This window comes from Pseudomonas pseudonitroreducens, assembly GCF_021603645.1.
Classification (GTDB): domain Bacteria; phylum Pseudomonadota; class Gammaproteobacteria; order Pseudomonadales; family Pseudomonadaceae; genus Pseudomonas; species Pseudomonas pseudonitroreducens.
Genome location: NZ_BQHJ01000015.1, coordinates 23,131 through 45,879, shown reverse-complemented (window position 1 = coordinate 45,879; position 22,749 = coordinate 23,131). Strand labels below are relative to the sequence as shown.

Genomic DNA, 22,749 nt, shown 5'->3' with positions numbered 1-22,749 from the left:
CACTTCCTCTGGGAACGGCAGCTGTAAGGGTTCGGCGCTCATGCGCTGAATTGTTGTTGTTTTCAGAACCTGCCCGGCCGCTGCAGCACGCTTGCCATCAAATGGCCGGCCGGGCTTGGGTCCTCAGAGCCTGCCTACTACCTCGCGAGCTAGCGCCGTAGCAGGCGAAAAGCGCCCGAAGAGCGGGATTTACGAACCGTAAATGAGCATCTGAGGGCGCTTATCAACGCCCTGCGGCCGACGCGCAGCAGGTCGTAAACAGGCTCTCAGAGCCAGGGAGCCAGGCGTGTCGCCCAGGCTTCCACCCCTTGCGGGGTCCGCAGTCCGTCATTGCGGATTTCGATCAGCACGGCGTCCACGCCGCGTTCGTCGCCATGTACCGGGACGGTCATGTCCTCCAGCGGGTCGATCACATAGGGCTGGTTGGCGCCGATCTCTTCGCCGCTCTCCCGCAGCCCCGCCACCATGCGCTGGGCATAGGCTTCGGCCTTGGCGTAGAGCACCCCGGCGACCCACGGGCGAGGCTCGCCGCGATAGCTCGGGGTGAAGCTGTGCACACCCACCAGGCGAGTCGGCCGGGCGGCGGCCAGGCGCTCATCGAGCAGCGCAGTCAGCTGCTGGTGGAACGGCTCGAACAGCCGCGCCACCCTCTCCTGCCGGGCCGCCGCGCTCAGGTTGCAGTTGCCGGGAATCGGATAGATCTCGCTGTGCTCGGGAATCGCATCGGGCGCCGACAGCGGCCGGTTGAGGTCGATCAGCAGACGCGAGTAGTTGGCCACCAGCAGCGTGGCGTCCAGGCGCGCCGACAGCTCGCGGGCCAGCTCCAGCGCACCGATGTCCCAGGCGATGTGCTCGGCGGCCGCCGCGTCGTCCAGGCCCAGTTGCGCCAGCTCCTCGGGGATGTAGCGGCTGGCGTGCTCGCAGACCAGCAGCACCGGGCTCTTGCCCTGCGGGTTGACGATCTCGAACGGCGGGCGCCGGTAAAGGCCGGATTCAGTAGAACTTTGCATAGGATTCACAGAGTTGTTCTTCGCTGAGTTCACGGGTCAGGGCCAGTTCCTGGCGCTTCATGGCGACGTAGGTCTGCAGCAGGGCTGGCGGCAGCTGCGCGCAGAGTTCGCCATCGGCCAGCAGCAGGCGCTGGGCCTCCTCCAGCGAACCGGGCAGGGACTTGATGCCCAGTTCCTCGCGCTGCGCATCGCTGAGGCTGTGCGGATCGACATCGGTGACCGCCGACAGCGGCAGCTCCTGCTGCATGCCCAGGCGCCCGGCGATCAGCACCGCGGCCATGGCCAGGTGCGGGCTGGCGGTGGCGTCCATCGGGCGGAATTCCAGGTTGAACTGGCGCGCCTTGGGCTTGCCGCCGATCTCCACCACCGGGCAGATGCGCAGCGCCGCTTCGCGGTTGCGCAGCCCCAGGCAGGCATAGGCGGCGCTCCAGTGGTGCGGTTTCAGCCGCAGGTAGGACACCGCCGTCGGCGCGGTCAGCGCGCACAGTGCCGGCAGGTGGCGCAGCACGCCGGCGGCCCAGTGTTCAGCGAGCCTGGACAGATTGCTCGGCGCGGCCTCGTCATAGAACACCGGCGTGCCATCCAGGCGTTGCAGGCTCAGGTGCAGGTGCACGCCGTTGGTCACGGCGCCGGGCGCCAGCAGCGGCGTGAAGCTGCTGCGCCAGCCGAACTGGCGGGCGATCTCACGGGTGACTTCGCGGACGTTCACCGCGCGGTCCGCCGCAGCAACGCCCTGGGTCGGCCGGCAGGTGACCTCGTACTGGTTGCGGCCGTACTCGGGCAGGAACATTTCCGGCTCGGCGCCGATCTGCTCCAGCGCGCTCATCAGCCAACCGCCGAAGTTGCCGGTCTGCCGCTGCGCCTGCAGGGAAAAGGCGGCGGCATGCTCGTCCGGCAGGCCGAGCAGGTTGAATTCGTGTTCGAAGGCGGCGGTGACCTGCAGGCCCAGTTCGCGGTAACGGGCGATCTCTTCGCGCAGCAGCGTGCGCGGGCAGACCGACCACGGCGCACCCGCAGTCGTCACCAGGTCGCCGTGCAGGTAATCCAGCGGCGCGGCCTGGGAATCGGGGCCGTTTTCCAGGCGCACCCGGCTGCTCGGGTCGGGCAGCAGGCGCAGGTCGCCATGGCTGCCCCAGGGGTTGTCGTCGGCGATGACATCCTGCGGTGTCAGCGCGCTGTTGGCGGGTACCCAGCCGCAGCCGGTGGCCAATTGTTCGGCGACTTCCGATTCGGGAAGCGAGCGGCCGCGGGTGATGCCGCAGAGGTCGGTGGTGACGAAGCTGGTCAGGCGCATCGGAGCGGGATTGTTATTGTTCTGACTCATGGCGTTCTCCCGGCCTCAGGCCAGCGCGGCGATGCGGGCCAGCACGCTGTCGGTGTCGGCGATCCAGCAGTAGCCCTTGATCGCTTCCAGGCAGGCCTGGTGGCGTTCGGCGGTGTGGGTGGCGCAGGCGTCTTCGACCAGGGTGACGAGGTAGCCACGGTCGGCGGCGTCGCGTACGGCCATGTCCACGCACTGGTCGGTGACCACGCCGCAGATGATCAGGTGGCGGGTGTTGAGGTTGCGCAGCACGTAGTCGATGGCCGTGGAGTTGAAGACGCCCGAGGACGTCTTCGGCAGGACGATCTCGTTTTCCCGCGGCGCCAGGGCGTCGATCACCTGGGCATCCGGGCTGCCCTTGGGCAGGTGCATGTCGGAGAGCTTGTGGTCCAGCGAGCGGTCGCGGCCATCGGCGGTGAGGCTCTCGATGATGGTGTGCAGCACTTCCCCGCCGACCTCGCGCATGGCCGCCAGCAGGCGTTGCTGATTGGGTATCACCCTCGCCTCGACGCGCTCGTAGAAGTACCGGTGCGTCTGCGGATCGACATGCGCGTCGCGGCCGGGAATGACCCAGGCGTTCTGCATGTCGACGAACAGGATGGCGGTCTGGCCGCGGGTGAACGGCAGGTCACGGGGCGATTGGTGGGGCAAGCTGAACACGGTCATTCCTCGAGGATGTGGCTGCCGAAAGCAGCTCTCAGGTGGTCGATGCCTTCCAGGCGTTCGTCGAGCTGGCCGTCCATGCGCGCTACCAGGCTGGCGATCAGCGCCTCGACCTGGGCCATGGTCGGCACCAGGGTGTCGAAGGGCGATGGGGACTCCACCGGGGCGCTGATGATCAGGTCGGCGAACTCGCGCAGCGGCGAGTCGTAGATGTCGGTGAACAGTACTACCCGTGCGCCACGGGCCTTGGCCGCGCGGGTCACGCCCAGCGCCTGGGCCTGGTAGCGGCGGTAGTCGAACACCACCACCAGCGTCTGGCGGTCGATGTCGCCCAACTGGTCGGGCAGCGCGGCGCCGTCGTCCAGCAGCAGGCAGCCGCTGCGCAGCATGCGCAGGTGCGCCACCAAGTAACCGGCGAGGAAGCGGCTGAAACGGCCGCCGTGGCAAAGCACGCGCAGCTTGGGGTCGAGCAGCCAGTCGCCGAGCAGGCGGACGTCGTCGGCCTGGGTCAGCGCCAGGGTGCGCTGGATGCCTTCGCTGGAATCGCTCAGGTAATTCGACCAGACGTCGTCGCGGCTCATGCCTTCGCGGCGCCCGGCGAGCAGGGTGCGCGGCGACCGCAGGCGGTCATCCACCTCGGCCATCAGGGCATTCTGGAAGTCGCTGTAGCCGCTGAAGCCGAGTTTCTTCACCAGGCGCAGGATGCTCGGATCGCTGACGCCGGCCTGGCGCGCAAGGCGCGACATCGGCCCGAGGCCGCTGCGCGGGTAGTCGTCGAGCAAGGCGCGGAGGACTTTGCGCTCGGCCTTGGTGAGCTCGACTTCCGGGGTGTTCAGGCGATCCTTGAGTGTGAGCATGCGTGCGCCTCTTGTTGTGACAATATTTGTATAATGCGCTTCAGAAACTTTCAATACGTATTTTTTGTAGCATTCACTACAAACCAGCGACGCACACCTTTGACCTGCCGACGCAGAGGCCCGCGTGGCATTTATCACCTTGGGAACCGGCGCACTCGCTACGCGTCGAAGACCTTCCAGGCCGCCAGGAATCAACCCAGATGAACGAGCTGGAAAAAGCTGCCGCCGGGCTGCTCTACGACGCCAATCACGACCCGCAGGTGCTGCGCCAGCGCGCCGAGGCCAAGGCGAGACTCTTCGAGTTCAACCACAGCCACCCGGACGACCGGGCGCGCCGCGAGGCGATTCTCACAGGGCTGTTTGGCAGCATTGGCGAGGGTTTCGTCATCGAAGGCCCGCTGCACTGCGACTACGGCTTCAACATCGAAATCGGCGCGCGCTTCTACGCCAACGTCAACCTGGTGATCCTCGATGGCGCGAAGGTCAGCATTGGCAATGACGTGTTCATCGCGCCCAACGTCGGCATCTACACCGCCGGCCACCCGCTGGATGCCGAGCGGCGAAACCAGGGCCTGGAGTACGCGCACCCGGTGAGCATCGGCGACAACGTGTGGATCGGCGCGGGGGTGAACATCCTGCCCGGTGTGAGCATCGGCGCGAACAGCGTGATCGGCGCCGGCGCCGTGGTGACTCGCGACATCCCCGAAGGCGTGCTGGCAGCGGGCAATCCGGCACGGGTCATCCGCCCGATCACCGAGGCCGACCGCCAGCGCTATTGCTGAAGACTTCGGCCCGACGATCAGGCGCCTTCGAGGTGCCGGACCCAGCGCTCGGCCGCGTCGTGGGACGCCTGGAACGCCTCTTCGTGGGTTTCCCACGGGCCGACCACCACGTCCAGCGGCGACACGCCGGCCGGCACCTTGGCCAGCGACAACAGCACCTCAGCCACTTTGCCGGGGGCGATGTAACGCGGCGACATCAGCACGGCGATGCCTCTGGAAGTCAGGTACTCACTGGGAGCCATGAACTCCGGCTCGACTGACTGCTGCATGCGGTTCTCCCCCTGGCCTTGGCCGGCCCGTCAGCGCTGGATGGCAGCGACGAGGCGCACAACGCGCCCTCTCCCTGATTGCTGACCCGGCCGGGCGAATGACAGTTCCGGCAACCCCCGCCCTGCCACCGGGTAGCGGACAAACGGCCGTTTCAGGCTGGCACCGGCTCGTGGACCGGCATCGGCCGATCGAGCAGCGTGCCCACCAGCACGGCGAACACCAGGGCACCGATGCCCGCCACCAGCAGCACACTCTCGAACCCACCGATGAAGGCCTGGCGCACAGCAGGCGCGAGTACATCGCGTAGTGCCGGGTCCACCACCGCAAGCGCGGCATTGAAGTCGCCAGCCGCTGCACGGGTCGCCATCTCGGCAGCCTTGTCCAGTTGCGCGGGCGCAACCTTTGCCAGTGCATCACGCAGCAATTGCGCGCTGCGGGCAGACAGGATGCCGCCGAGAATGCCGATGGCCAGCACGATGGCAGCGAAGCGCGTGGTGGTGCTCAGGCCCGAGGCCATGCCGGTACGCTCGCGGGGTACGCAGGCCATGATGTTCTTCTGCGTATCGCCATTGAGCAGCCCCGCTCCGGCACCCAGTACCAGGCTGGCCAGGGCGAAGGCCAGGTAACCACCCTGCCCGGCTGCCAGCGCGCAGAGCAGATTGCCCATGCCCACCAGTACCAGGCCGGCTGCAAAGACCTGAGCCGGGCTGAAGCGCGCGCTCAGGCGCATGCCCCAGCGCGGCGTCAGCAACATCGCCAGGGCGAAGGGCAGCATCCCCGCACCCGCCGCCACCGCGGACAGTTGCAGGCCGTTCTGCAGGTACAGCGGCAGCAGCGTCATCATCACCTGGGCGCAGGCGGCGTAGGCGAACATGCCGAGCAAGGCGCCGATGAAGCGCCCGCTGCGCATCAGCCGCAGGTCGACCATCGGCCGCGCCTGGCTGCGCTCCACCATCACGAAGAGGCCCAGCAGGCCGCCGCTGAGCAGCAGGCGCGCGAGGGTCGGCGGACTGTCCCAGCCGACGCGGTTAGCGTCGATCAGCGCCCAGATCAGGTAACCCAGGCCACCGGCGAAGGTCAGGCTACCGAGCGGGTCGAGGCGCGCGGCGGCACTGTCGCGGGATTCCTCGATGCTGCGCAGCACCATGGCGCCCAGCAACACCACCAGCGGCAGGTTCAGGTAGAAGATCCAGCGCCAGCCCAGCGTCGCGGAGATCACCCCGCCCAGCAGCGGCGCGAAGGTGATGGTGGCGCCCATGCACGCGCCCCAGAAGGCCCAGGCGCGCAGGCGCTCTTCGGGCTCGTGGAAGCGGTGGCCGATGGCGGCCAGCGCCGAGGTCAGCAGCAGCGCCGCACCGACGCCCTTGGCCGCACGGGCAATGTCCAGGAACAACAGGCTCGGCGCCGCCCCGCAAGCCAGTGAGGCCGCGCCGAACAGCACCAGCCCGAGCAGCAGCATGCGCCGCCGGCCGAAGCGGTCGGCCAGGCTGCCGGCGGGCAGCAGGCAGGCGGCGAAAGCCAGCAGGTAGGCGCTGACCACCCACTCGATGTCGGCGAAGGAGCCGGACAGGTCGCGGGCGATGCTCGGCAACGAAACAGCGACGATATTGGTGTCGAGGATGATCAGCGCGCATACCGCCGAGGCGGTCAGCAGGGTGAAGCGGGCAGAGGCTCGCGGGCGATTGGCAGGGTCGGACATGGCAGGGCTTCCAGCGCGGGCCGACACGTCGGGTTTTGTCCTCGCCGCGCCAGCCTTGTAGTGTTGCCCCCACGGTAACGCCCGCGCGCGCCGGGCTTGTTAGCCACGGCGGCCTTCGTCATTAGCCTGCGACTAACGAACATGGAAATCCGTCATTTCCGCTACTTCCTCAGCGTCGCCCGCCACGGCCACTTCACCCGCGCGGCCGAGCAACTGGGCATCGCCCCGCCGACCCTGAGCCGACAGATCCAGGACATGGAGAAGGAACTGGGCGTGCTGCTGTTCCAGCGCAGCCAACGCGAGGTGCGCCTGACTGCCGCCGGTGAAGCCCTGCTGAGCGAAGCCGAACTGGCGGTGCGCCAGTTCGATGCGGCGCAACTGGGTGCGCAGCGCGCCGCCCGGGGCGAAACCGGGCATCTGCGCCTGGGCTACGTGGCCTCGGCGGCCTATTCCGGCGTGCTGCAACAGCATGTCGAGCAGTTCACCCGCGCCCTGCCGGCCGTGGATCTGGACATCAGCGAAGCGCCCATGGCGCAACTGCCGGCGCAGGTGCGCGACGGCGCGCTCGACCTCGCCTACGTGCGTTCACCGATGAACCTGCCGGAAGAACTGCAAGCCATCGCGCTGCAGGAGGAAGGCTTCGTCCTCGCCCTGCCCGCTGCCTCGCGCCTCAACGAGCTGCCGGAGATTCGCGCCGCACGGCTGAGCGAGGAAACCTTCATCCTCCCCGAGCAGATTTCCGGCACCCTGGAAGTGGCCAGCGCCGGCGGCTTTTCCCCGCGCCTGGGCCAGCAGCCGGGCAGCCTGGTCGCGGTGATCGCGCTGGTATCCCTTGGCCGGGGCATCGCCATCGTGCCGGAGTCGGTGGTACGCCGGGTACAGCTGCCACAGGTGAACTACCGCCCACTGGCCGACTGCGCGCCGCGCTCCTGGCTGTCGCTGCTGCACCGACGCTTCGAGAAGTCGCCGCTGGTGCGGCGCTACATCGAGCAGGTCCGGGCTCAGTCCGCCGACCACACCGCCAGCTCGTAGCCGTCCAGATCGATGAAGTGGAAGCGCCGGCCGCCGGGGAAGGCGAAGGTCGCGCGGCTGATACTGGCGCCGGCAGCCTCCAGGCGCGCCTGGGTCTGTTCCAGGTCTTCGGCGTAGAGGATCACCAGCGGGCCGCCGGGACGTACCGGCTCGCCCGTGGTGAAGCCACCGGTGAGGCGCCCGTCGCTGAATTCGCTGTAGGTGGGGCCGTAGTCGGTGAAACGCCAGCCGAAGGCGCTGCCGTAGAAGGCCTTGCTGCGCGCGATGTCGCTGACGTTGAACTCGATGTTGTCGATCTGACGGTCGTTTCCTCGGATACCCATAGTCGCCTCCTGGCAAGTCGTGTCCGGCTGATCCTACGGCAATTTCCTTTGCGCAACGCAGGTCGCCCCGGTCGACCTCGGGCAATTGGCCAATTCAAGCCGATTGAAGAATAATCATCGCGAACCAGCCAGATCCGCCGCCATGCTCAACATTCCCCTCGCCAGCGTCGATGACGTCGACCGCGCCGTGCTGGCCATCGGCACCGACTATCCGCTCGGCACCTTGCTCAAGCCCCACTCCCACCGTCGCGCGCAGTTCCTCTACGGCATGAGCGGACTGATGGAGGTTGAAACCGAGGACGGCGCCTGGGTGATCCCGCCCTACAGCGGCGTGTGGATTCCCGCCGGCAAGCAGCACCGGGTGCTGATGCGCGGGGTCAGCACGCGCAGCCTGTACATCGACCCGCAGCTACCGGTGCGCGACACCCGGCTGTGCCAGGCGCTGAGCGTCTCGCCGCTGCTGCATCAGCTGCTGCTGGCCAGCGTCGAAGTGCCGGCACTGCACGACGAAAGCGGTCGCGACGGCGACCTGATCCGCCTGCTGCTCCATGAGCTGCGCCAGGCTCCGAGCCTGCCGCTGTTCGCCCCGCTGCCGGCGCACCCGCGCCTGGCAGAGCTGTGCCGGGAGTTCCTGCGCACCCCGCAGATCGCGGTCACGGCGGACCTCTGGGCCGCCGAGCTGCATTGCAGCACGCGCACCTTCAGCCGCCTGTTCCGCCAGCAGACCGGCCTCTCCTTCGGCGCCTGGCGCCAGCAGGCCTGCCTGCTGGCCGCCGTCACCCGGCTCGCGGCGGGCCAGCCGGTCACCCGGGTGGCGCTGGAGCTGGGCTACGACAGCCCGAGCGCCTTCTCCAGCATGTTCCGTCGCCGCCTCGGCGTGGTGCCGAGCAGCTACCAGGCCTCGGCCAGCGCCTAGCGCCACTGGCCCAGGCCAGGCACACCACGGGCGTCGCGCGGGTGTTGCGGCAAAGCGGCCGGTGCAGGAGCCCAAAAGACCAGCGAAGGCGCTGCGATGTCCCTCGATCGCCCCTCAGGGCATCCACTCGTCGGCAATAATGGCTATCAGCCACCAGCCATACATTCCGCTGACAAGTATTTAACGCCGCCATAACTTTCCGGGCTCAACTATCGAGTCGTCCGCCGCCCGATCTCCGGAGAATGGCCATGGAGTTGAATTCCCTCTCGCTCGCCATGCTGGTCCTGACGTTCGTGGCCTCGCTGAAAGCCCGCTCCGAGCAACGCCCGGTGACCGGCTGGATCGAGGAAGTCCGCATCTACCCTGGCGCCATCGCGCTGAAGGCCAAGCTCGATACCGGCGCCCTCACCTCCTCCATGGACGCGCGGGACATTCGCTACTTTCGCCGCGGCTCACAGCAATGGGTCAGGTTTCGCATGGTCGGCAGGAGCCGCGAAACCGGCGAGCCCTTCAGCCAGGAGTTCGAACGCCCGCTGGTGCGCCGGGTAAGGCTGCGTGGCGCGGGTGGAGTCGATCACCGCCCGGTGGTGACCATGCAGGTGGGCATCGGCCAGCAGATGCTGGTCGAGGAGTTCTCCCTGCGCGACCGCAAGGACATGCTCTACCCCCTGCTGCTGGGCCGCCGGACCCTGGAGCGCATCGGCCCGGTGGACACCCGCCGGACCTTCACCCAGCAGCCCCGGCACTAGAGCTGGGCGGCCGGGATTCCGGCCATGTCGAGCAGCGCCGCCTGTTCATCGACCAGTTGGCGGAACAGTTCCAGCGAGCGCGAGCGCGAGTCGCTGCGCCAGATCAGCCAGGTATTCAGGCGGGCGAAGTCGCCGCCCATGGGCCAGGCGCTCACCGAGGCGCTGCCGGGCATGTTGCTCAGCATGCTGCGCGGCATCACCGCCAGGCCGCCGCCGGCGCTCACGCAGGCGAGCATGCTGTGGTAGGACTCCAGCTCGCGGATGGCCCCAGGGGCAGCGCCGTCGGCGGCGAACCAGCGTTCGAAATGGTGGCGGTAGGAGCAGTTGTCGCGGAACACGTAGATCATCTCGCCATCGGCATCGCGGCCACGGCGGATCGGCGCATGGTGCGACGGCGCGACCACCAGCATGTCCTCGTCGAACACCGGCACGCCCTCCAGCGCCGGGTGCCTGATCGGCCCGTCGACGAACGCGGCAATCAATTCGCCGGCGATCACTCCGTCGATCATCGCGCCCGAAGGTCCGGTGGACAGGTCCAGCTCCACCCTGGGGTACTGCTGATGGTAGTGCGCCAGCAAGCGCGGGATGCGCACCGCCGCCGTGCTCTCCAGCGAACCGATGGGGAAGCGCCCGCTGGGTTCCTTGCCCGAGACCACCACCCGCGCCTCGTCCACCAGGCCGAGGATGCGCGTGGCATAGACGAGGAAGTCGTGCCCGGCCAGCGACAGGCGCAGGCGGTTGTTCTCGCGGATGAACAGCTCGGCGTCCAGGTCCGCTTCCAGTTGCTTGATCCGCGTGGTCAGGTTGGACGGCACGCGGTGCATGGCCTGGGCGGCGGCGGCAATACTCTTGTGGGCGGCCACGGCGCAGAAGATTTCCAGCTGGACCAGGTCCATTTCATTCTCCAAACGAGAGCGTAATCGTCATTATTATTCAGTTTTCATAAGCATGGTTCAACGCGACACTGGCCTCACTCCCCTCCCATTCCACCGTCCAGGAGCGAGCCATGAGCATCACCCCGCAGACCCACGCGATCTCCCGCAACCCCGCCACCGGCGAGGTGATCGACAGCTACGCGTTCGAGACCGCCGCCACGCTGGAGCAGTCCCTGGCCCGTGCGACACAGGGCTACGCGACCTGGAGGCGCACCCCGCTGGAGCAACGTGCCGCCGCCCTGGTGCGCCTCGGCCAGGCCCTGCGCGCCAATGCCGAGGAGCTCGCCGCAAGCATCACCGCCGAGATGGGCAAGCCCATCGCCCAGGCCCGTGGCGAAGTGGAAAAGTGCGCCGGCCTGTGCGACTGGTACGCCGCCAACGGCCCGCAGATGCTCACCGCCGAGCCGACCAGCGTGGAGCACGAGCGCGCCTGGATCGAATACCGCCCGCTGGGCCCGATCCTCGCGGTGATGCCGTGGAACTTCCCGATCTGGCAGGTGCTGCGCGGCGCCGTGCCGGCTCTGCTGGCGGGCAACACCTATGTGCTCAAGCACGCGCCGAACGTCATGGGCAGCGCCTACCGGATGCTGCAGGCGTTCCAGCAGGCAGACTTCCCGGCGGGCGTGTTCGAGGTGATCAACGTCGGCAACGACCTGGTCTCCGAGGCCATCCGCGACGAGCGCATTGCCGCCGTCACCGTGACCGGCAGCGTGCGCGCCGGCTCGGCCATCGGCGCCCAGGCCGGCGCTGCGCTGAAGAAGTGCGTGCTGGAACTGGGCGGCTCGGACGCCTTCATCGTGCTCGCCGACGCCGACCTCGATGTGGCGGTCAAGGCCGCCGTCGCCGGGCGCTTCCAGAACTCCGGGCAGGTCTGCGCGGCGGCCAAGCGCTTCATCATCGAGGACAGCATCGCCGACGCCTTCACCGAACGCTTCGTTGCCGCCACCCGCGAACTGGTGATGGGCGATCCGACCCAGGTGCAGACCTACGTCGGCCCCATGGCCCGCTTCGACCTGCGTGACGAACTGGACGACCAGGTGCAACGTACCCTGGCCGAAGGCGCCAGCCTGCTGCTGGGCGGCGGCAAGGTCGACGGCGTGGGCAACTTCTACCAGCCCACCGTGCTGGCGGACGTGACGCCGGCAATGACCTCCTTCCGCGAGGAGCTGTTCGGCCCGGTGGCCTCGATCATCCGTGCGAAGGATGCCCGGCATGCGCTGGAACTGGCCAATGACAGCGATTTCGGCCTGACCGCCACGGTGTTCACCGCCGACCTCGCCCGCGCCCGGCAGATGACCGCCGAACTGGACGTCGGCGGCGTGTTCATCAACGGCTACAGCGCCAGCGATGCCCGTGTCGGTTTTGGCGGCGTGAAGAAGAGCGGCTTCGGCCGCGAGCTGTCGCACTTCGGCGTGCGCGAGTTCTGCAACGCGCAGACCGTGTGGGTGGATCGCCGCTGAGCGCTGAAAACACAACGGCCCTCCTTCGCGGTGGGCCGTTGTGGTTGCGCCGTGGCAATCAGATGGTGCGCGAGTAGCGCTCCTGCTGCCCGCCGCCCAGGTAGGCATCGAAGGCCATGGCCACGCTGCGCATCATCAACTGGCCCTGCGGCAGCAGTACCAGCGCATCGTCGCGCAGCTCGACCAGGCCATCGCCGACCTGTTCCTGGAGTTGCCGCAGCGAGCTCTCGAAGTAGTCGCGGAAGCGAATGCCGTGGCGCTGCTCCAGCGCTGCGTAGTCCACCCGGCCATGGCACATCAGCGCGCTGATCACCTCGCGGCGCAGGCGGTCGTCGTCGGTCAGCTGGTAGCCCCGATGCACCGGCAGCAGGCCTTCGTCGATCCGCGCGTAGTACTGCGACAGCTCCTTCACGTTCTGCCCGTAGGTGTCGCCGACCTTGCTGATGGACGACACGCCGAGGGCGATCAGGTCGCAGTCGGCGTGGGTCGAGTAGCCCTGGAAGTTGCGTTGCAGGGTGCCGTTGCTGCGCGCCACGCTGAGCTCGTCGTCGGGCAGGGCGAAGTGGTCCATGCCGATATAGACGTAGCCCGCCGCGGTCAGGCGGCGGATGGTCAGCTCCAGCAATTCGAGCTTACGCTCCGGCGGCGGCATGTCTTCGCGGCGGATCAGCCGTTGCGCGCGAACCCGCTCGGGCAGGTGGGCATAGCTGTAGGCGGCGATGCGGTCGGGGCGCAAGGCGATGATCTTGCCGAGGGTGGTGTCGAAGCTGGCCACGGTCTGCAGCGGCAGGCCGTAGATCAGGTCCACGGAGACCGACTTGAACTTCGCCTCGCGGGCCGCCTGCACCAGGTCGAAGACCTGTTGCTCGCTCTGCACGCGGTTGACTGCTTCCTGCACCTTCTCGTCGAAATCCTGCACGCCGAAGCTCAGGCGGTTGAAGCCCTGCGCGCGCAACTCGGCGATGCGCTCGCGGCTGATGGTGCGCGGGTCGACTTCGATGGAAAACTCGTGGGCGTCGCTCTCGTCGAGGTTGAAATGCTCGCGCAGGCTGCCCATCACCTCGCCGAGCTGCTCGCTGGTCAGGTAGGTCGGCGTGCCGCCGCCCAGGTGCAGCTGGGTGAGCTTGCGCGTGCCGTCGAACAGGGCCGCCTGCATGGCGATCTCGCGCTTGAGGTACTCCAGGTACTCCACGGCGCGGTGGGTCTTCTGGGTGATGATCTTGTTGCACGCGCAGTAGTAGCAGAGGCTCTTGCAGAACGGGATATGGATGTACACCGAGAGCGGCTTGGCCGCGCTCTCGTTGCCGCGATGGTTGCTGCGCTGGGCGGCCGCGCGATAGTCGTCGGCGGCGAAGGCGCCATGGAACTGCGGCGCGGTGGGATAGGAGGTATAGCGCGGGCCGGGACGGTCGTACTTCTCCACCAGCGCGCGGTTGAAACTCATCGATTCGGGCATGACACGGGCTCCTGAGGCGCTGGCAGTCTGTCGCTGCGAGTCGCCGCCGCACGATACTCCGCTCACGTTACGCGCCTCCTGCGCGGGATCAAGAAGTTCAGCTGCGCAGGAAAAATCCCTGCACTCCTACAACGCTTGCCGATTGGCGATCTGCTGGCCTGCCGCGCAATGGCAAACCAATGGCCATCGTTATTTACTTTTCCATACACCGAAAAGCAAAGTCCTGCACGTTCACCACAAGATGCCGCCGCGTTTTGGTAATCCGCCTGATCTGCGTCTAGGCTGAGCCGCTACAGCACCGCTGAGTGCCAAGACAACCAGAAACACCCTATGCCTTACCGTGATTCGGCTAATGACAACGCGAGCGAGCGCAGGCGTTAACTGACCTGACCCGGCGTGGTTACGGCTGGATGGAACAAACCGTTGCTGACGGTACCTTCAAGGGACTGCGTGCAGAATGGCTACTTCAAATCCAGCCGGCGACCGCTATCGCGCGCTCGGCCTGTCGACCCTGGCCTTTACCCTGTGCTTCGCCGTCTGGACGCTGTTCTCCATCCTCGGCCTGCAGATCAAGAACGAATTCGCCCTCAGCGATACCCAACTCGGCCTGCTGATGGCGACGCCGGTACTGACCGGTTCGATCTCGCGCATCTTCCTCGGCCTGTGGACCGACCGCTACGGTGGCCGCTGGGTGTTCGGCCTGCTGATGCTGGTCTCGGCCGTCTGCGTCTATCTGCTGACCTTCGCCAACAGCTTCCCCATGCTGCTGGTCGCCGCGCTCGGCGTCGGCCTGGCCGGCGGCGGCTTCATCGTCGGCACCGCCTACACCGCCACCTGGTTCGAGCCCGGCCAGCAGGGCACCGCGCTGGGCATCTTCGGCGCCGGTAACGTCGGCGCGGGCCTGACCAACCTCGCCGCCCCGCTGCTGATGCTGGCCCTAGGCTGGCGCGGCGCCGCGCTGGTCTATGCGCTGGTGCTGGGGGCCATGGGCATCCTGTTCATCCTGCTGGCCAAGACCGACCCGCAGGCCGCGACCCGCCAGGCCAAGGCCATCCCGCTGGCGGAACAACTCGCGCCGCTGGCCGAGCTGCGCGTGTGGCGCTTCTCGCTCTACTACTTCTTCGTCTTCGGCGCCTTCGTCGCGCTGGCCCTGTGGCTGCCGCACTACCTGATGGAGGTGCACGGCCTGGGCCTGGCCGCCGCCGGCTTCGTCGCCGCGCTGTACACCGTGCCGGCCTCGCTGTTCCGCATCCTCGGCGGCTGGCTGTCCGACCGCTACGGCGCGCGCCGTGTGATGTACTGGACGTTGAGCCTGTCGGTGATCTGCACCTTCCTGCTCAGCTATCCACCCACCCGCTATGTCGTCACCGGCGTGCGCGGCGAAGTGGCGTTCGCCATGCACCTGGGGCTGATCGGCTTCGCCGCGATCATCATCGTGCTGGGCTTCTTCATGTCCCTGGGCAAGGCGGCGGTGTTCAAGCACATCCCCACCTACTATCCGCAACACGTCGGCGTGGTCGGCGGGCTGGTGGGGATGATGGGCGGGCTGGGCGGCTTCCTCCTGCCGCTGACCTTCGGCATGCTCAACGACGTGGTCGGCATCTGGCAAAGCTGCTTCATGCTGCTGTTCCTGATCGCCGCCGGCGCGCTGGCCTGGATGCACTACTCGATCCGCATGGCCGAGCGCGTGGAATGGGCGCAGAGCAATCCTTCCCGCGACCTGCCGGAGCTGTCCACGCCGAGCAGCTTCGTGCTGCGCGAATGGCATCCGGAAGACCCGACCTTCTGGGAACAGACCGGCAAGAGCATCGCCACCCGCAACCTGTGGATCTCGATTCCCTGCCTGCTGCTGGCCTTCGCCATCTGGATGGTCTGGTCGGTGGTGGTGGCCAAGCTGCCGCTGGCCGGCTTCAACTACAGCGCCAACCAGCTGTTCTGGCTGGCCGCCCTGCCCGGCCTGTCCGGGGCTACCCTGCGCATTTTCTACAGCTTCATGGTGCCGATCTTCGGCGGCCGGCGCTGGACGGCGCTGTCCACCGCCTCGCTGCTGGTGCCGGCGCTGTGGATCGGCTTTGCCGTGCAGAACCCCAACACCTCCTACCTGGTGATGCTGATCCTCGCGCTGCTCTGCGGCCTGGGGGGCGGCAACTTCTCCTCGAGCATGGCGAACATCTCGTTCTTCTTCCCCAAACAGGCCAAGGGCGCCGCCATGGGCCTGAACGCAGGGCTGGGCAACCTTGGCGTGAGCGTCATGCAGTTCGCCGTACCGCTGTGCATCACCTTCGCGGTGTTCGGCGGCCTCGGCGGCGAGCCGCAAACCACCAGCAGCGGCACGCCGCTGTGGCTGCAGAACGCCGGGTTCATCTGGGTCCCGTTCATCATCGTCGCGACCATCGCCGCCTGGTTCGGCATGAACGACATCGCCAGCGCCAAGTCCTCGTTCGCCGACCAGATGGCGATCTTCAAGCGCAAGCACACCTGGCTGATGAGCGTGCTCTATACCGGCACCTTCGGCAGCTTCATCGGCTTCTCCGCCGGTTTCCCGCTGCTCGCCGGGCACCTGTTCCCCGGTGTCGACGTGCTCAAGTTCGCCTTCCTCGGCCCGCTGATCGGCGCCCTCGCCCGCGCCTTCACCGGTGGCCTGGCGGACCGCTTCGGTGGCGGACGGATCAGCCTCTGGGTGTTCGTCGCCATGGCCGCGTGCGTCGGCGGCGTGCTGTTCTTCATCGCCGGCAAGGACCAGCCCGGGGCGTTCTGGGGCTTCCTGGTGATGTTCCTGCTGCTGTTCTTCTTCTCCGGCGTGGGCAATGCCAGCACCACGCAGATGATCCCGGCGATCTTCCGCACCATGACGCCGCGCCTGTTCCCCAGCCTGCCTGCCGAGCAGCAGGGGCTGCAGAGCGAGAAGGAGTCCGCCGCCGCAGTGGGCTTCATCTCGGCGGTGGCGGCCTACGGCGGCTTCTTCATTCCGAAATCGTTCGGCAGTTCGTTCGACCTCACCGGGGGCCCGGAATGGGCTCTCTACGGGTTCATCGTGTTCTATGGGCTGTGTATCGCGCTGACCTGGTTCTTCTACACCCGCAGCAATGCCGAAGTGCGTTGCTAAAGAGTTGCGTTAGCGGCGCGCTGCCAGCTCTGGCTGCGCGCCCTGCCAAGGAGGAGAAACATGAGCTTCTTCATCGACCGCCTGCGCTACCTGGTCAAGCGCCCACCGGAGTTCGCCGGCGGCCACGGCGAAACCCGCGATGAGAGCCGCGACTGGGAAGACGGCTACCGCCAGCGCTGGCAGTTCGACAAGATCGCCCGCTCGACCCACGGGGTGAACTGCACCGGCTCCTGCAGCTGGAAGATCTACGTGAAGAACGGCCTGGTGACCTGGGAAACCCAGCAGACCGACTACCCGCGCACCCGCCCCGACCTGCCCAACCATGAGCCGCGCGGCTGCCCGCGCGGCGCCAGCTATTCCTGGTACCTGTACAGCGCCAACCGGCTGAAATACCCCATGGTGCGCAAGGCGCTGGTGCAGCTCTGGCGCGAGGCCCTGGCGACCCACAAGGACCCGGTGCTGGCCTGGGCGAGCATCGTCGAGGACCCGCAGAAGGCCAGGCAGTACAAGTCCATCCGTGGCCGTGGCGGCTTCGTCCGCGCCGACTGGGACGAGATGCAGACCCTGGTCGCCGCCGCCAACGTCTACACCGTGAAGACCTATGGCCCGGACCGCGTCGTCGGCTTCTCGCCGATCCCGGCGATGTCGATGGTTTCCTATGCCTCGGGCACCCGCTACCTGTCGCTGATCGGCGGCGTCTGCCTGTCCTTCTACGACTGGTACTGCGACCTGCCGCCCGCCTCGCCGCAGGTGTGGGGCGAGCAGACCGACGTGCCCGAGTCCGCCGACTGGTACAACTCCGGCTACATCATCGCCTGGGGTTCCAACGTCCCGCAGACGCGTACCCCTGACGCGCACTTCTTCACCGAGGTGCGCTACAAGGGCACCAAGACCATCGCCATCACCCCGGACTATGCGGAGATTTCCAAGCTCTGCGACGAATGGATGAGCGCCAAGCAGGGCACCGACTCCGCGCTGGCCATCGCCATGGGCCATGTGATCTTCAAGGAATTCCACCTGGAGAAACCCAGCGCCTACTTCACCGACTACATCCGCCGCTACACCGACATGCCGATCCTGGTGGAGCTGGAACAACGCGACGACGGCAGCCTGGTGCCGGGCAAGCAACTGCGCGCCAGCGACTTCGACGGCAACCTGGCACAGGCCAACAACCCCGAATGGAAGACCGTGGCCTGGGACGAAAGCGGCGAGCGCCTTGTCGTACCGCGCGGCTCCATCGGTTTCCGCTGGGGCCAGAGTGGCCAGTGGAACCTCGAGCAGGTCGACGCCGATGGCCAGGAAGTCAGCCTGCGCCTGTCGCAGCTCGGCCATCACGATGAAGTGGCGCGCGTCGCCTTCCCCTACTTCGGCGGCATCGAGCGCCAGCACTTCCCCAACGTGAAGGTGCGCGACGTCATCTACCACCACGTACCGGCCAAGCGCCTGCAACTGGCCGATGGCCGCGAGGTGCTGGTAGCCACCGTGTTCGACCTCAGCGCCGCCAACTACGGTATTGACCGCGGCCTGCAAGCCACCATCGGCGGCACGGGCGAGGACGATGGCGCCAACGACTACGGGCAGATGAAGCCCTACACCCCGGCCTGGCAGGAGGCGATCACCGGTGTCCCGGCGGCGCAGATGATCCGCATTGCCCGCGAGTTCGCCAGCAACGCCGACAAGACCCACGGCCGCTCCATGATCATCGTCGGTGCCGGGATGAACCACTGGTACCACATGGACATGAACTACCGCGGGCTGATCAACATGCTCATCCTCTGCGGTTGCATCGGCAAGAGCGGTGGCGGCTGGTCGCACTATGTCGGCCAGGAAAAGCTGCGCCCGCAGACCGGCTGGACGCCGCTGGCCTTCGCGCTCGACTGGCACCGCCCGCCGCGCCACATGAACGGCACCTCGTTCTTCTACAACCACTCCAGCCAGTGGCGCTACGAGAAGCTGGAGGTGAAGGAACTGCTCTCCCCGCTGGCGCGCCCGCAGGACTTCAGCAGCAGCCTGGTGGACTTCAACGTGCGCGCCGAGCGCATGGGCTGGCTGCCCTCCGCGCCGCAACTGGGGATCAACCCGCTGCGCCTGGCCGCCGCCGCCCAGGCTGCCGGCAAGAGCACGGTGGACTATACCGTCGAGCAGTTGAAGAGCGGCCAGCTGCGTTTTGCCAGCGAGGACCCGGACAACCCGCAGAACCATCCGCGCAATCTGTTCGTCTGGCGCTCCAACCTGCTCGGTTCCTCCGGCAAGGGCCACGAGTACATGCTCAAGTACCTGCTGGGAACCAAAAACGGCCTGCTCGGCAAGGACCTCGGCGAGACCGGCAGGAAGCCCGAGGAAGTCGTCTGGAAGGACGAGCCCATCGAAGGCAAGCTCGACCTGCTGACCACCCTGGACTTCCGCATGTCCACCACCTGCCTGTATTCGGACGTGGTGCTGCCCACCGCCACCTGGTACGAGAAGGACGACCTCAACACGTCCGACATGCACCCCTTCATCCACCCGCTGACCGCCGCCACCGATCCGGCCTGGGAAGCACGCAGCGACTGGCAGATCTACGACGGCATCGCCCGCGCCTTCGCCCGCCTGTGCGTCGGCCACCTGGGCGAAGAGACCGACCTGGTCACCCTGCCCCTGCAGCACGACAGCCCCGGCGAACTGGCCCAGCCGCAGGTGCTGGACTGGAAGAAAGGCGAGTGCGAGCCGATCCCCGGCAAGACCATGCCCTCGCTCATCGAGGTCAAGCGCAACTACCCGGAAACCTACGAGCGCTTCAGCTCCGTCGGCCCCCTGCTGGACACCATCGGCAACGGCGGCAAGGGCATCGCCTGGAACACCGAAAGCGAGGTCGACCTGCTCGGCAAGCTCAACTACCGCAAGCTCGAAGGCTCCGCCGAAGGCCGGCCGAAGATCGACTCGGCCATCGACGCCGCCGAGATGATCCTCGCCCTGGCGCCGGAGACCAACGGCCAGGTAGCGGTGAAGGCCTGGGCGGCGCTGTCGAAGATCACCGGGCGCGACCACACGCACCTGGCGCGGCCCAAGGAAGAAGAGAAGATCCGCTTCCGCGACCTCGTCGCGCAGCCGCGCAAGATCATCTCCAGCCCCACCTGGTCGGGCCTGGAAGACGAACACGTGAGCTACAACGCCTGCTACACCAACGTCCACGAGCTGATCCCGTGGCGCACCGTCACCGGCCGCCAGCAGTTCTACCAGGACCATCCGTGGATGCGCGCCTTCGGTGAAAGCCTGATGGTCTATCGCCCGCCCATCGACACCAAGGCCGCCACCAGCGTCGCCGCGCCGAAGAGCAACGGCAACCCGGAGATCGCCCTGAACTGGCTGACCCCGCACCAGAAGTGGGGCATCCACTCCACCTACAGCGACAACCTGCTGATGCAGACCCTGTCGCGCGGCGGGCCGATCGTCTGGCTCTCCGAGGACGACGCACGCGCCATCGGCGTCGAGGACAACGACTGGATCGAGCTGTACAACGCCAACGGCGCGATTGCCGCCCGCGCGGTGGTGAGCCAGCGCGTGCGCCCGGGCATGGCGATGATGTACCACGCCCAGGAACGCATCCTGAACATCCCCGGTTCGGAGATGACCGGCACCCGCGGCGGCATCCACAACTCGGTCACCCGGGTCTGCCCCAAGCCGACCCACATGATCGGCGGCTACGCGCAGCTCTCCTACGGCTTCAACTACTACGGCACCGTGGGTTCCAACCGCGACGAGTTCGTCATCGTGCGCAAGATGCAGCGTATCGACTGGCTCGATGGCGAAGGCAACGACTACCAGCAGGAGGCCGTGAAATGAAGATTCGTTCCCAGGTCGGGATGGTCCTGAACCTCGACAAGTGCATCGGCTGCCATACCTGCTCGGTCACCTGCAAGAACGTCTGGACCAGTCGCGAAGGCATTGAGTACGCCTGGTACAACAACGTCGAGACCAAGCCCGGCATCGGCTACCCCAAGGAGTGGGAGAACCAGAAGAAATGGAACGGCGGCTGGGTGCGTAACGCCGACGGTTCGATCAACCCGCGCATCGGCGGCAAGTGGCGGGTACTAGCGAACATCTTCGCCAACCCGGACCTGCCGGAGATCGACGACTACTACGAACCCTTCACCTTCGACTACCAGCACCTGCACAGCGCCAAGCAGAGCGAACACCAGCCGGTGGCACGGCCTCGCTCGCTGATCTCCGGGCAGCGCATGGACAAGATCGAATGGGGCCCGAACTGGGAAGAAATCCTCGGCACCGAGTTCGCCAAGCGGCGCAAGGACGTCAACTTCGACCAGATCCAGGCGGACATCTACGGCCAGTTCGAAAACACCTTCATGATGTACCTGCCGCGCCTCTGCGAGCACTGCCTGAACCCGGCGTGCGTGGCCTCGTGCCCGAGCGGCGCGATCTACAAGCGCGAGGAAGACGGCATCGTGCTGATCGACCAGGACAAATGCCGCGGCTGGCGCATGTGCATCAGCGGCTGTCCGTACAAGAAGATCTACTACAACTGGAAAAGCGGTAAGTCGGAGAAGTGCATCTTCTGCTACCCGCGCATCGAGTCCGGCCAGCCCACCGTCTGCTCGGAAACCTGCGTCGGGCGTATCCGCTACCTCGGCGTGCTGCTCTACGACGCCGACCGTATCGAGGAAGTGGCCGCCTCCAAGGACGACCGCGACCTCTACCACCGCCAGTGCGAAATCTTCCTCGACCCGCACGACCCGGCGGTGATTGCCCAGGCGCGCAAGGACGGCATCCCCGACAACGTGATCGCCGCCGCCCAGGCCTCCCCCGTGTACAAGCTGGCCATCGACTGGCAGCTGGCCCTGCCGCTGCACCCGGAATACCGCACCCTGCCGATGGTCTGGTACGTGCCGCCGCTGTCGCCGATCCAGTCCGCCGCCGAAGCCGGACACGTGGAGTTCGACGGCGTACTGCCCAAGGTCGAATCGCTGCGCATCCCGGTGCGCTACCTGGCCAACATGCTCACCGCCGGAGAAGAGGCGCCGGTGGTACTGGCGCTGAAACGGCTGATGGCGATGCGCGTGTACATGCGCGCCAAGCACGTCGACAAGGAACTCAATACCGAGGTGCTGCAGCAGGTCGGCCTGACCCAGAACCAGGTCGAGGAGATGTACCGCTACCTGGCCATCGCCAACTACGAGGATCGCTTCGTCATCCCCACCGGCCACCGCGAGCACATCCCCGAGGCCTATGCCGAGCGCAGCGGCTGCGGCTTCACCTTCGGCGACGGCTGCAATGGCGGCGGCAACAGCCAGGTCAGCCTGTTCGGCGGACGCAAGAACACCACCACGCTGGTCAAGCCGGTCGAGACCTTCGACCCGGTGGAGGACAGCCGCCATGGGTAACTACGAGGCTATCCGCGACGCCCACCAGGGCCCCATCGTCGGCCTGCTCAGCCTGCGCGTGCTGGCGCGCCTGCTCGACTACCCCAGCGCCGAACTGCAGGCCGCCAGCGTCGAAGCGGTGGAGATTCTCGACGCCGAGGATCGCCTGCCGCTGGCGCTGCGCACCGAGCTCGCGCAATGGTGCCGGGAGCTGGCGGGCGGCGAACTGCTCGACCTGGAGGAAGCCTACGTCGAACTGTTCGACCGCGGCCGCGCCACCTCGCTGCTGCTGTTCGAGCACGTGCACGGCGAGTCCCGCGATCGCGGCCAGGCGATGGTCAACCTGCTGGCCGAATACGAGGCCGCCGGCTTCCAGCTCGACGCCCGTGAGCTGCCGGACTACCTACCGCTGTTCCTGGAATACCTGTCGACCCGCAGCCACGAGGAAATCGGCCAGTGGCTGGGCGACATCCAGCACATCCTCGCCCTGCTCGCCGCCCGCCTGGAAGAACGCGACACCCGCTACGCGCTGGTGCCGCGTGCCCTGCTCGCACTGATCGGCGCCAGCGCGGCGATCGACGAACAGCGCCCGGTGGCCGCCGCGGAGGAGCCGGACAACACGCCGCAGGCGCTGGATGCGGTGTGGGAGGAAGAAGCCGTGCGCTTCAACGCCGAAACCGACAAGGACTGCAGCCTGCAGTCCGCCGAAGGGCGACGCCTGGCCGAGCGCAAGTACGAGGCGCTGCCCCAGGTCGTGCAGATCATGCCGCCAGAGCGCCCCTGAACCCGGCAAAGAATGAACGGAGGCCCATC

18 protein-coding genes are annotated in these 22,749 nt (G+C 67.1%); 9 read left to right on the top strand and 9 right to left on the bottom strand.

What is annotated here, in order from left to right:
* Positions 1–266: 266 nt before the first annotated feature.
* Genes L6D89_RS28685 through L6D89_RS28670 form a run of 4 tightly spaced genes read right to left on the bottom strand, consistent with a single transcriptional unit; the run spans position 267 to position 3,851 of the window.
* The gene (locus L6D89_RS28685; protein WP_236201876.1) at positions 267–1,010 is read right to left on the bottom strand and encodes an N-formylglutamate amidohydrolase; all 744 of its coding nucleotides are present in this window, start codon (positions 1,008–1,010) and stop codon (positions 267–269) included.
* Positions 994–2,334, bottom strand: a complete 1,341-nt coding sequence (locus L6D89_RS28680; protein WP_236201875.1) for a glutamine synthetase family protein — start codon at positions 2,332–2,334, stop codon at positions 994–996. Before L6D89_RS28680 ends, L6D89_RS28685 begins: the two co-directional genes overlap by 17 nt.
* 15 nt (positions 2,335–2,349) lie before the next feature.
* Positions 2,350–2,991, bottom strand: coding sequence for a cysteine hydrolase family protein (locus L6D89_RS28675; RefSeq protein ID WP_236201874.1), 642 nt, complete (start codon positions 2,989–2,991; stop codon positions 2,350–2,352).
* Between the two features lie 2 nt (positions 2,992–2,993).
* Complete coding sequence (locus tag L6D89_RS28670; RefSeq protein ID WP_236201873.1) at positions 2,994–3,851, bottom strand: MurR/RpiR family transcriptional regulator; 858 nt, start codon at positions 3,849–3,851, stop codon at positions 2,994–2,996.
* 200 nt (positions 3,852–4,051) lie between these two features.
* Between L6D89_RS28670 and L6D89_RS28665 the strand changes: the two genes are divergently transcribed.
* Positions 4,052–4,633: a sugar O-acetyltransferase gene (locus L6D89_RS28665; RefSeq protein WP_236175257.1), complete on the top strand. Its 582-nt coding sequence runs from the start codon at positions 4,052–4,054 to the stop codon at positions 4,631–4,633.
* A 17-nt stretch (positions 4,634–4,650) separates the two neighbouring features.
* Here the strand turns inward: L6D89_RS28665 and L6D89_RS28660 are convergent, their stop codons facing one another.
* Both L6D89_RS28660 and L6D89_RS28655 read right to left on the bottom strand, forming a co-directional pair.
* Positions 4,651–4,902, bottom strand: a complete 252-nt coding sequence (locus L6D89_RS28660; protein ID WP_236175256.1) for a hypothetical protein — start codon at positions 4,900–4,902, stop codon at positions 4,651–4,653.
* Positions 4,903–5,054: 152 nt separating this feature from the next.
* Positions 5,055–6,602, bottom strand: a complete 1,548-nt coding sequence (locus L6D89_RS28655; RefSeq protein ID WP_236201872.1) for an MFS transporter — start codon at positions 6,600–6,602, stop codon at positions 5,055–5,057.
* Positions 6,603–6,743: 141 nt separating this feature from the next.
* Here L6D89_RS28655 and L6D89_RS28650 point away from each other — a divergent pair, with 141 nt between their 5' ends.
* The gene (locus L6D89_RS28650; protein ID WP_236175254.1) at positions 6,744–7,634 is read left to right on the top strand and encodes a LysR family transcriptional regulator; all 891 of its coding nucleotides are present in this window, start codon (positions 6,744–6,746) and stop codon (positions 7,632–7,634) included.
* Here the strand turns inward: L6D89_RS28650 and L6D89_RS28645 are convergent.
* On the bottom strand, positions 7,604–7,957 hold the full coding sequence (locus L6D89_RS28645) for a VOC family protein (RefSeq protein WP_236201871.1): 354 nt from the start codon (positions 7,955–7,957) through the stop codon (positions 7,604–7,606). The genes L6D89_RS28650 and L6D89_RS28645 overlap by 31 nt on opposite strands.
* Before the next feature lie 142 nt (positions 7,958–8,099).
* Here L6D89_RS28645 and L6D89_RS28640 point away from each other — a divergent pair, with 142 nt between their 5' ends.
* Both L6D89_RS28640 and L6D89_RS28635 read left to right on the top strand, forming a co-directional pair.
* Positions 8,100–8,873, top strand: coding sequence for an AraC family transcriptional regulator (locus tag L6D89_RS28640; protein WP_236201870.1), 774 nt, complete (start codon positions 8,100–8,102; stop codon positions 8,871–8,873).
* A gap of 248 nt (positions 8,874–9,121) precedes the next feature.
* A complete protein-coding gene (locus L6D89_RS28635; protein WP_236175251.1) occupies positions 9,122–9,622 on the top strand; it encodes an ATP-dependent zinc protease family protein in 501 nt (166 codons plus the stop codon).
* On the opposite strand, the gene ptrR is transcribed toward L6D89_RS28635, so the two are convergent.
* The gene (gene ptrR, locus L6D89_RS28630; RefSeq protein WP_236201869.1) at positions 9,619–10,518 is read right to left on the bottom strand and encodes a putrescine utilization regulator PtrR; all 900 of its coding nucleotides are present in this window, start codon (positions 10,516–10,518) and stop codon (positions 9,619–9,621) included. The genes L6D89_RS28635 and ptrR overlap by 4 nt on opposite strands.
* Before the next feature lie 110 nt (positions 10,519–10,628).
* On the opposite strand from ptrR, the gene L6D89_RS28625 reads away from it, so the two are divergent.
* Entirely contained in the window at positions 10,629–12,017 is a 1,389-nt protein-coding gene (locus tag L6D89_RS28625) for an aldehyde dehydrogenase family protein (protein ID WP_236201868.1), read from the top strand.
* A gap of 58 nt (positions 12,018–12,075) precedes the next feature.
* On the opposite strand, the gene hemN is transcribed toward L6D89_RS28625, so the two are convergent.
* On the bottom strand, positions 12,076–13,473 hold the full coding sequence (gene hemN / locus L6D89_RS28620) for an oxygen-independent coproporphyrinogen III oxidase (RefSeq protein ID WP_236201867.1): 1,398 nt from the start codon (positions 13,471–13,473) through the stop codon (positions 12,076–12,078).
* A 457-nt stretch (positions 13,474–13,930) separates the two neighbouring features.
* Here hemN and L6D89_RS28615 point away from each other — a divergent pair, with 457 nt between their 5' ends.
* From L6D89_RS28615 to narJ, 4 genes are read left to right on the top strand one after another with little or no spacing between them, the layout of a single operon-like run.
* Complete coding sequence (locus L6D89_RS28615; RefSeq protein ID WP_236201866.1) at positions 13,931–16,579, top strand: nitrate/nitrite transporter; 2,649 nt, start codon at positions 13,931–13,933, stop codon at positions 16,577–16,579.
* A 60-nt stretch (positions 16,580–16,639) separates the two neighbouring features.
* Positions 16,640–20,401: a nitrate reductase subunit alpha gene (locus tag L6D89_RS28610; protein WP_236201865.1), complete on the top strand. Its 3,762-nt coding sequence runs from the start codon at positions 16,640–16,642 to the stop codon at positions 20,399–20,401.
* Positions 20,398–21,957 carry a nitrate reductase subunit beta gene (narH, locus tag L6D89_RS28605; protein ID WP_236201864.1) on the top strand — a complete coding sequence of 520 codons (1,560 nt, stop codon included), beginning with the start codon at positions 20,398–20,400 and terminating at the stop codon, positions 21,955–21,957. Before L6D89_RS28610 ends, narH begins: the two co-directional genes overlap by 4 nt.
* Positions 21,950–22,720, top strand: coding sequence for a nitrate reductase molybdenum cofactor assembly chaperone (narJ, locus tag L6D89_RS28600; protein ID WP_236201863.1), 771 nt, complete (start codon positions 21,950–21,952; stop codon positions 22,718–22,720). The genes narH and narJ overlap by 8 nt, the downstream gene beginning before the upstream one ends.
* The last annotated feature ends 29 nt before the right edge of the window (positions 22,721–22,749 follow it).

Bases quoted from the DNA above. Each gene is read 5' to 3' on its own strand.
- L6D89_RS28685 (WP_236201876.1), bottom strand. From the start codon at position 1,010: ATGCAAAGTTCTACTGAATCCGGCCTTTACCGGCGCCCGCCGTTCGAG.
- narJ (WP_236201863.1), top strand. From the start codon at position 21,950: ATGGGTAACTACGAGGCTATCCGCGACGCCCACCAGGGCCCCATCGTC.
- narH (WP_236201864.1), top strand. From the start codon at position 20,398: ATGAAGATTCGTTCCCAGGTCGGGATGGTCCTGAACCTCGACAAGTGC.
- L6D89_RS28640 (WP_236201870.1), top strand. From the start codon at position 8,100: ATGCTCAACATTCCCCTCGCCAGCGTCGATGACGTCGACCGCGCCGTG.
- ptrR (WP_236201869.1), bottom strand. From the start codon at position 10,518: ATGGACCTGGTCCAGCTGGAAATCTTCTGCGCCGTGGCCGCCCACAAG.
- L6D89_RS28650 (WP_236175254.1), top strand. From the start codon at position 6,744: ATGGAAATCCGTCATTTCCGCTACTTCCTCAGCGTCGCCCGCCACGGC.
- hemN (WP_236201867.1), bottom strand. From the start codon at position 13,473: ATGCCCGAATCGATGAGTTTCAACCGCGCGCTGGTGGAGAAGTACGAC.
- L6D89_RS28635 (WP_236175251.1), top strand. From the start codon at position 9,122: ATGGAGTTGAATTCCCTCTCGCTCGCCATGCTGGTCCTGACGTTCGTG.
- L6D89_RS28625 (WP_236201868.1), top strand. From the start codon at position 10,629: ATGAGCATCACCCCGCAGACCCACGCGATCTCCCGCAACCCCGCCACC.
- L6D89_RS28610 (WP_236201865.1), top strand. From the start codon at position 16,640: ATGAGCTTCTTCATCGACCGCCTGCGCTACCTGGTCAAGCGCCCACCG.
- L6D89_RS28680 (WP_236201875.1), bottom strand. From the start codon at position 2,334: ATGAGTCAGAACAATAACAATCCCGCTCCGATGCGCCTGACCAGCTTC.
- L6D89_RS28645 (WP_236201871.1), bottom strand. From the start codon at position 7,957: ATGGGTATCCGAGGAAACGACCGTCAGATCGACAACATCGAGTTCAAC.
- L6D89_RS28615 (WP_236201866.1), top strand. From the start codon at position 13,931: ATGGCTACTTCAAATCCAGCCGGCGACCGCTATCGCGCGCTCGGCCTG.
- L6D89_RS28665 (WP_236175257.1), top strand. From the start codon at position 4,052: ATGAACGAGCTGGAAAAAGCTGCCGCCGGGCTGCTCTACGACGCCAAT.
- L6D89_RS28655 (WP_236201872.1), bottom strand. From the start codon at position 6,602: ATGTCCGACCCTGCCAATCGCCCGCGAGCCTCTGCCCGCTTCACCCTG.
- L6D89_RS28670 (WP_236201873.1), bottom strand. From the start codon at position 3,851: ATGCTCACACTCAAGGATCGCCTGAACACCCCGGAAGTCGAGCTCACC.
- L6D89_RS28660 (WP_236175256.1), bottom strand. From the start codon at position 4,902: ATGCAGCAGTCAGTCGAGCCGGAGTTCATGGCTCCCAGTGAGTACCTG.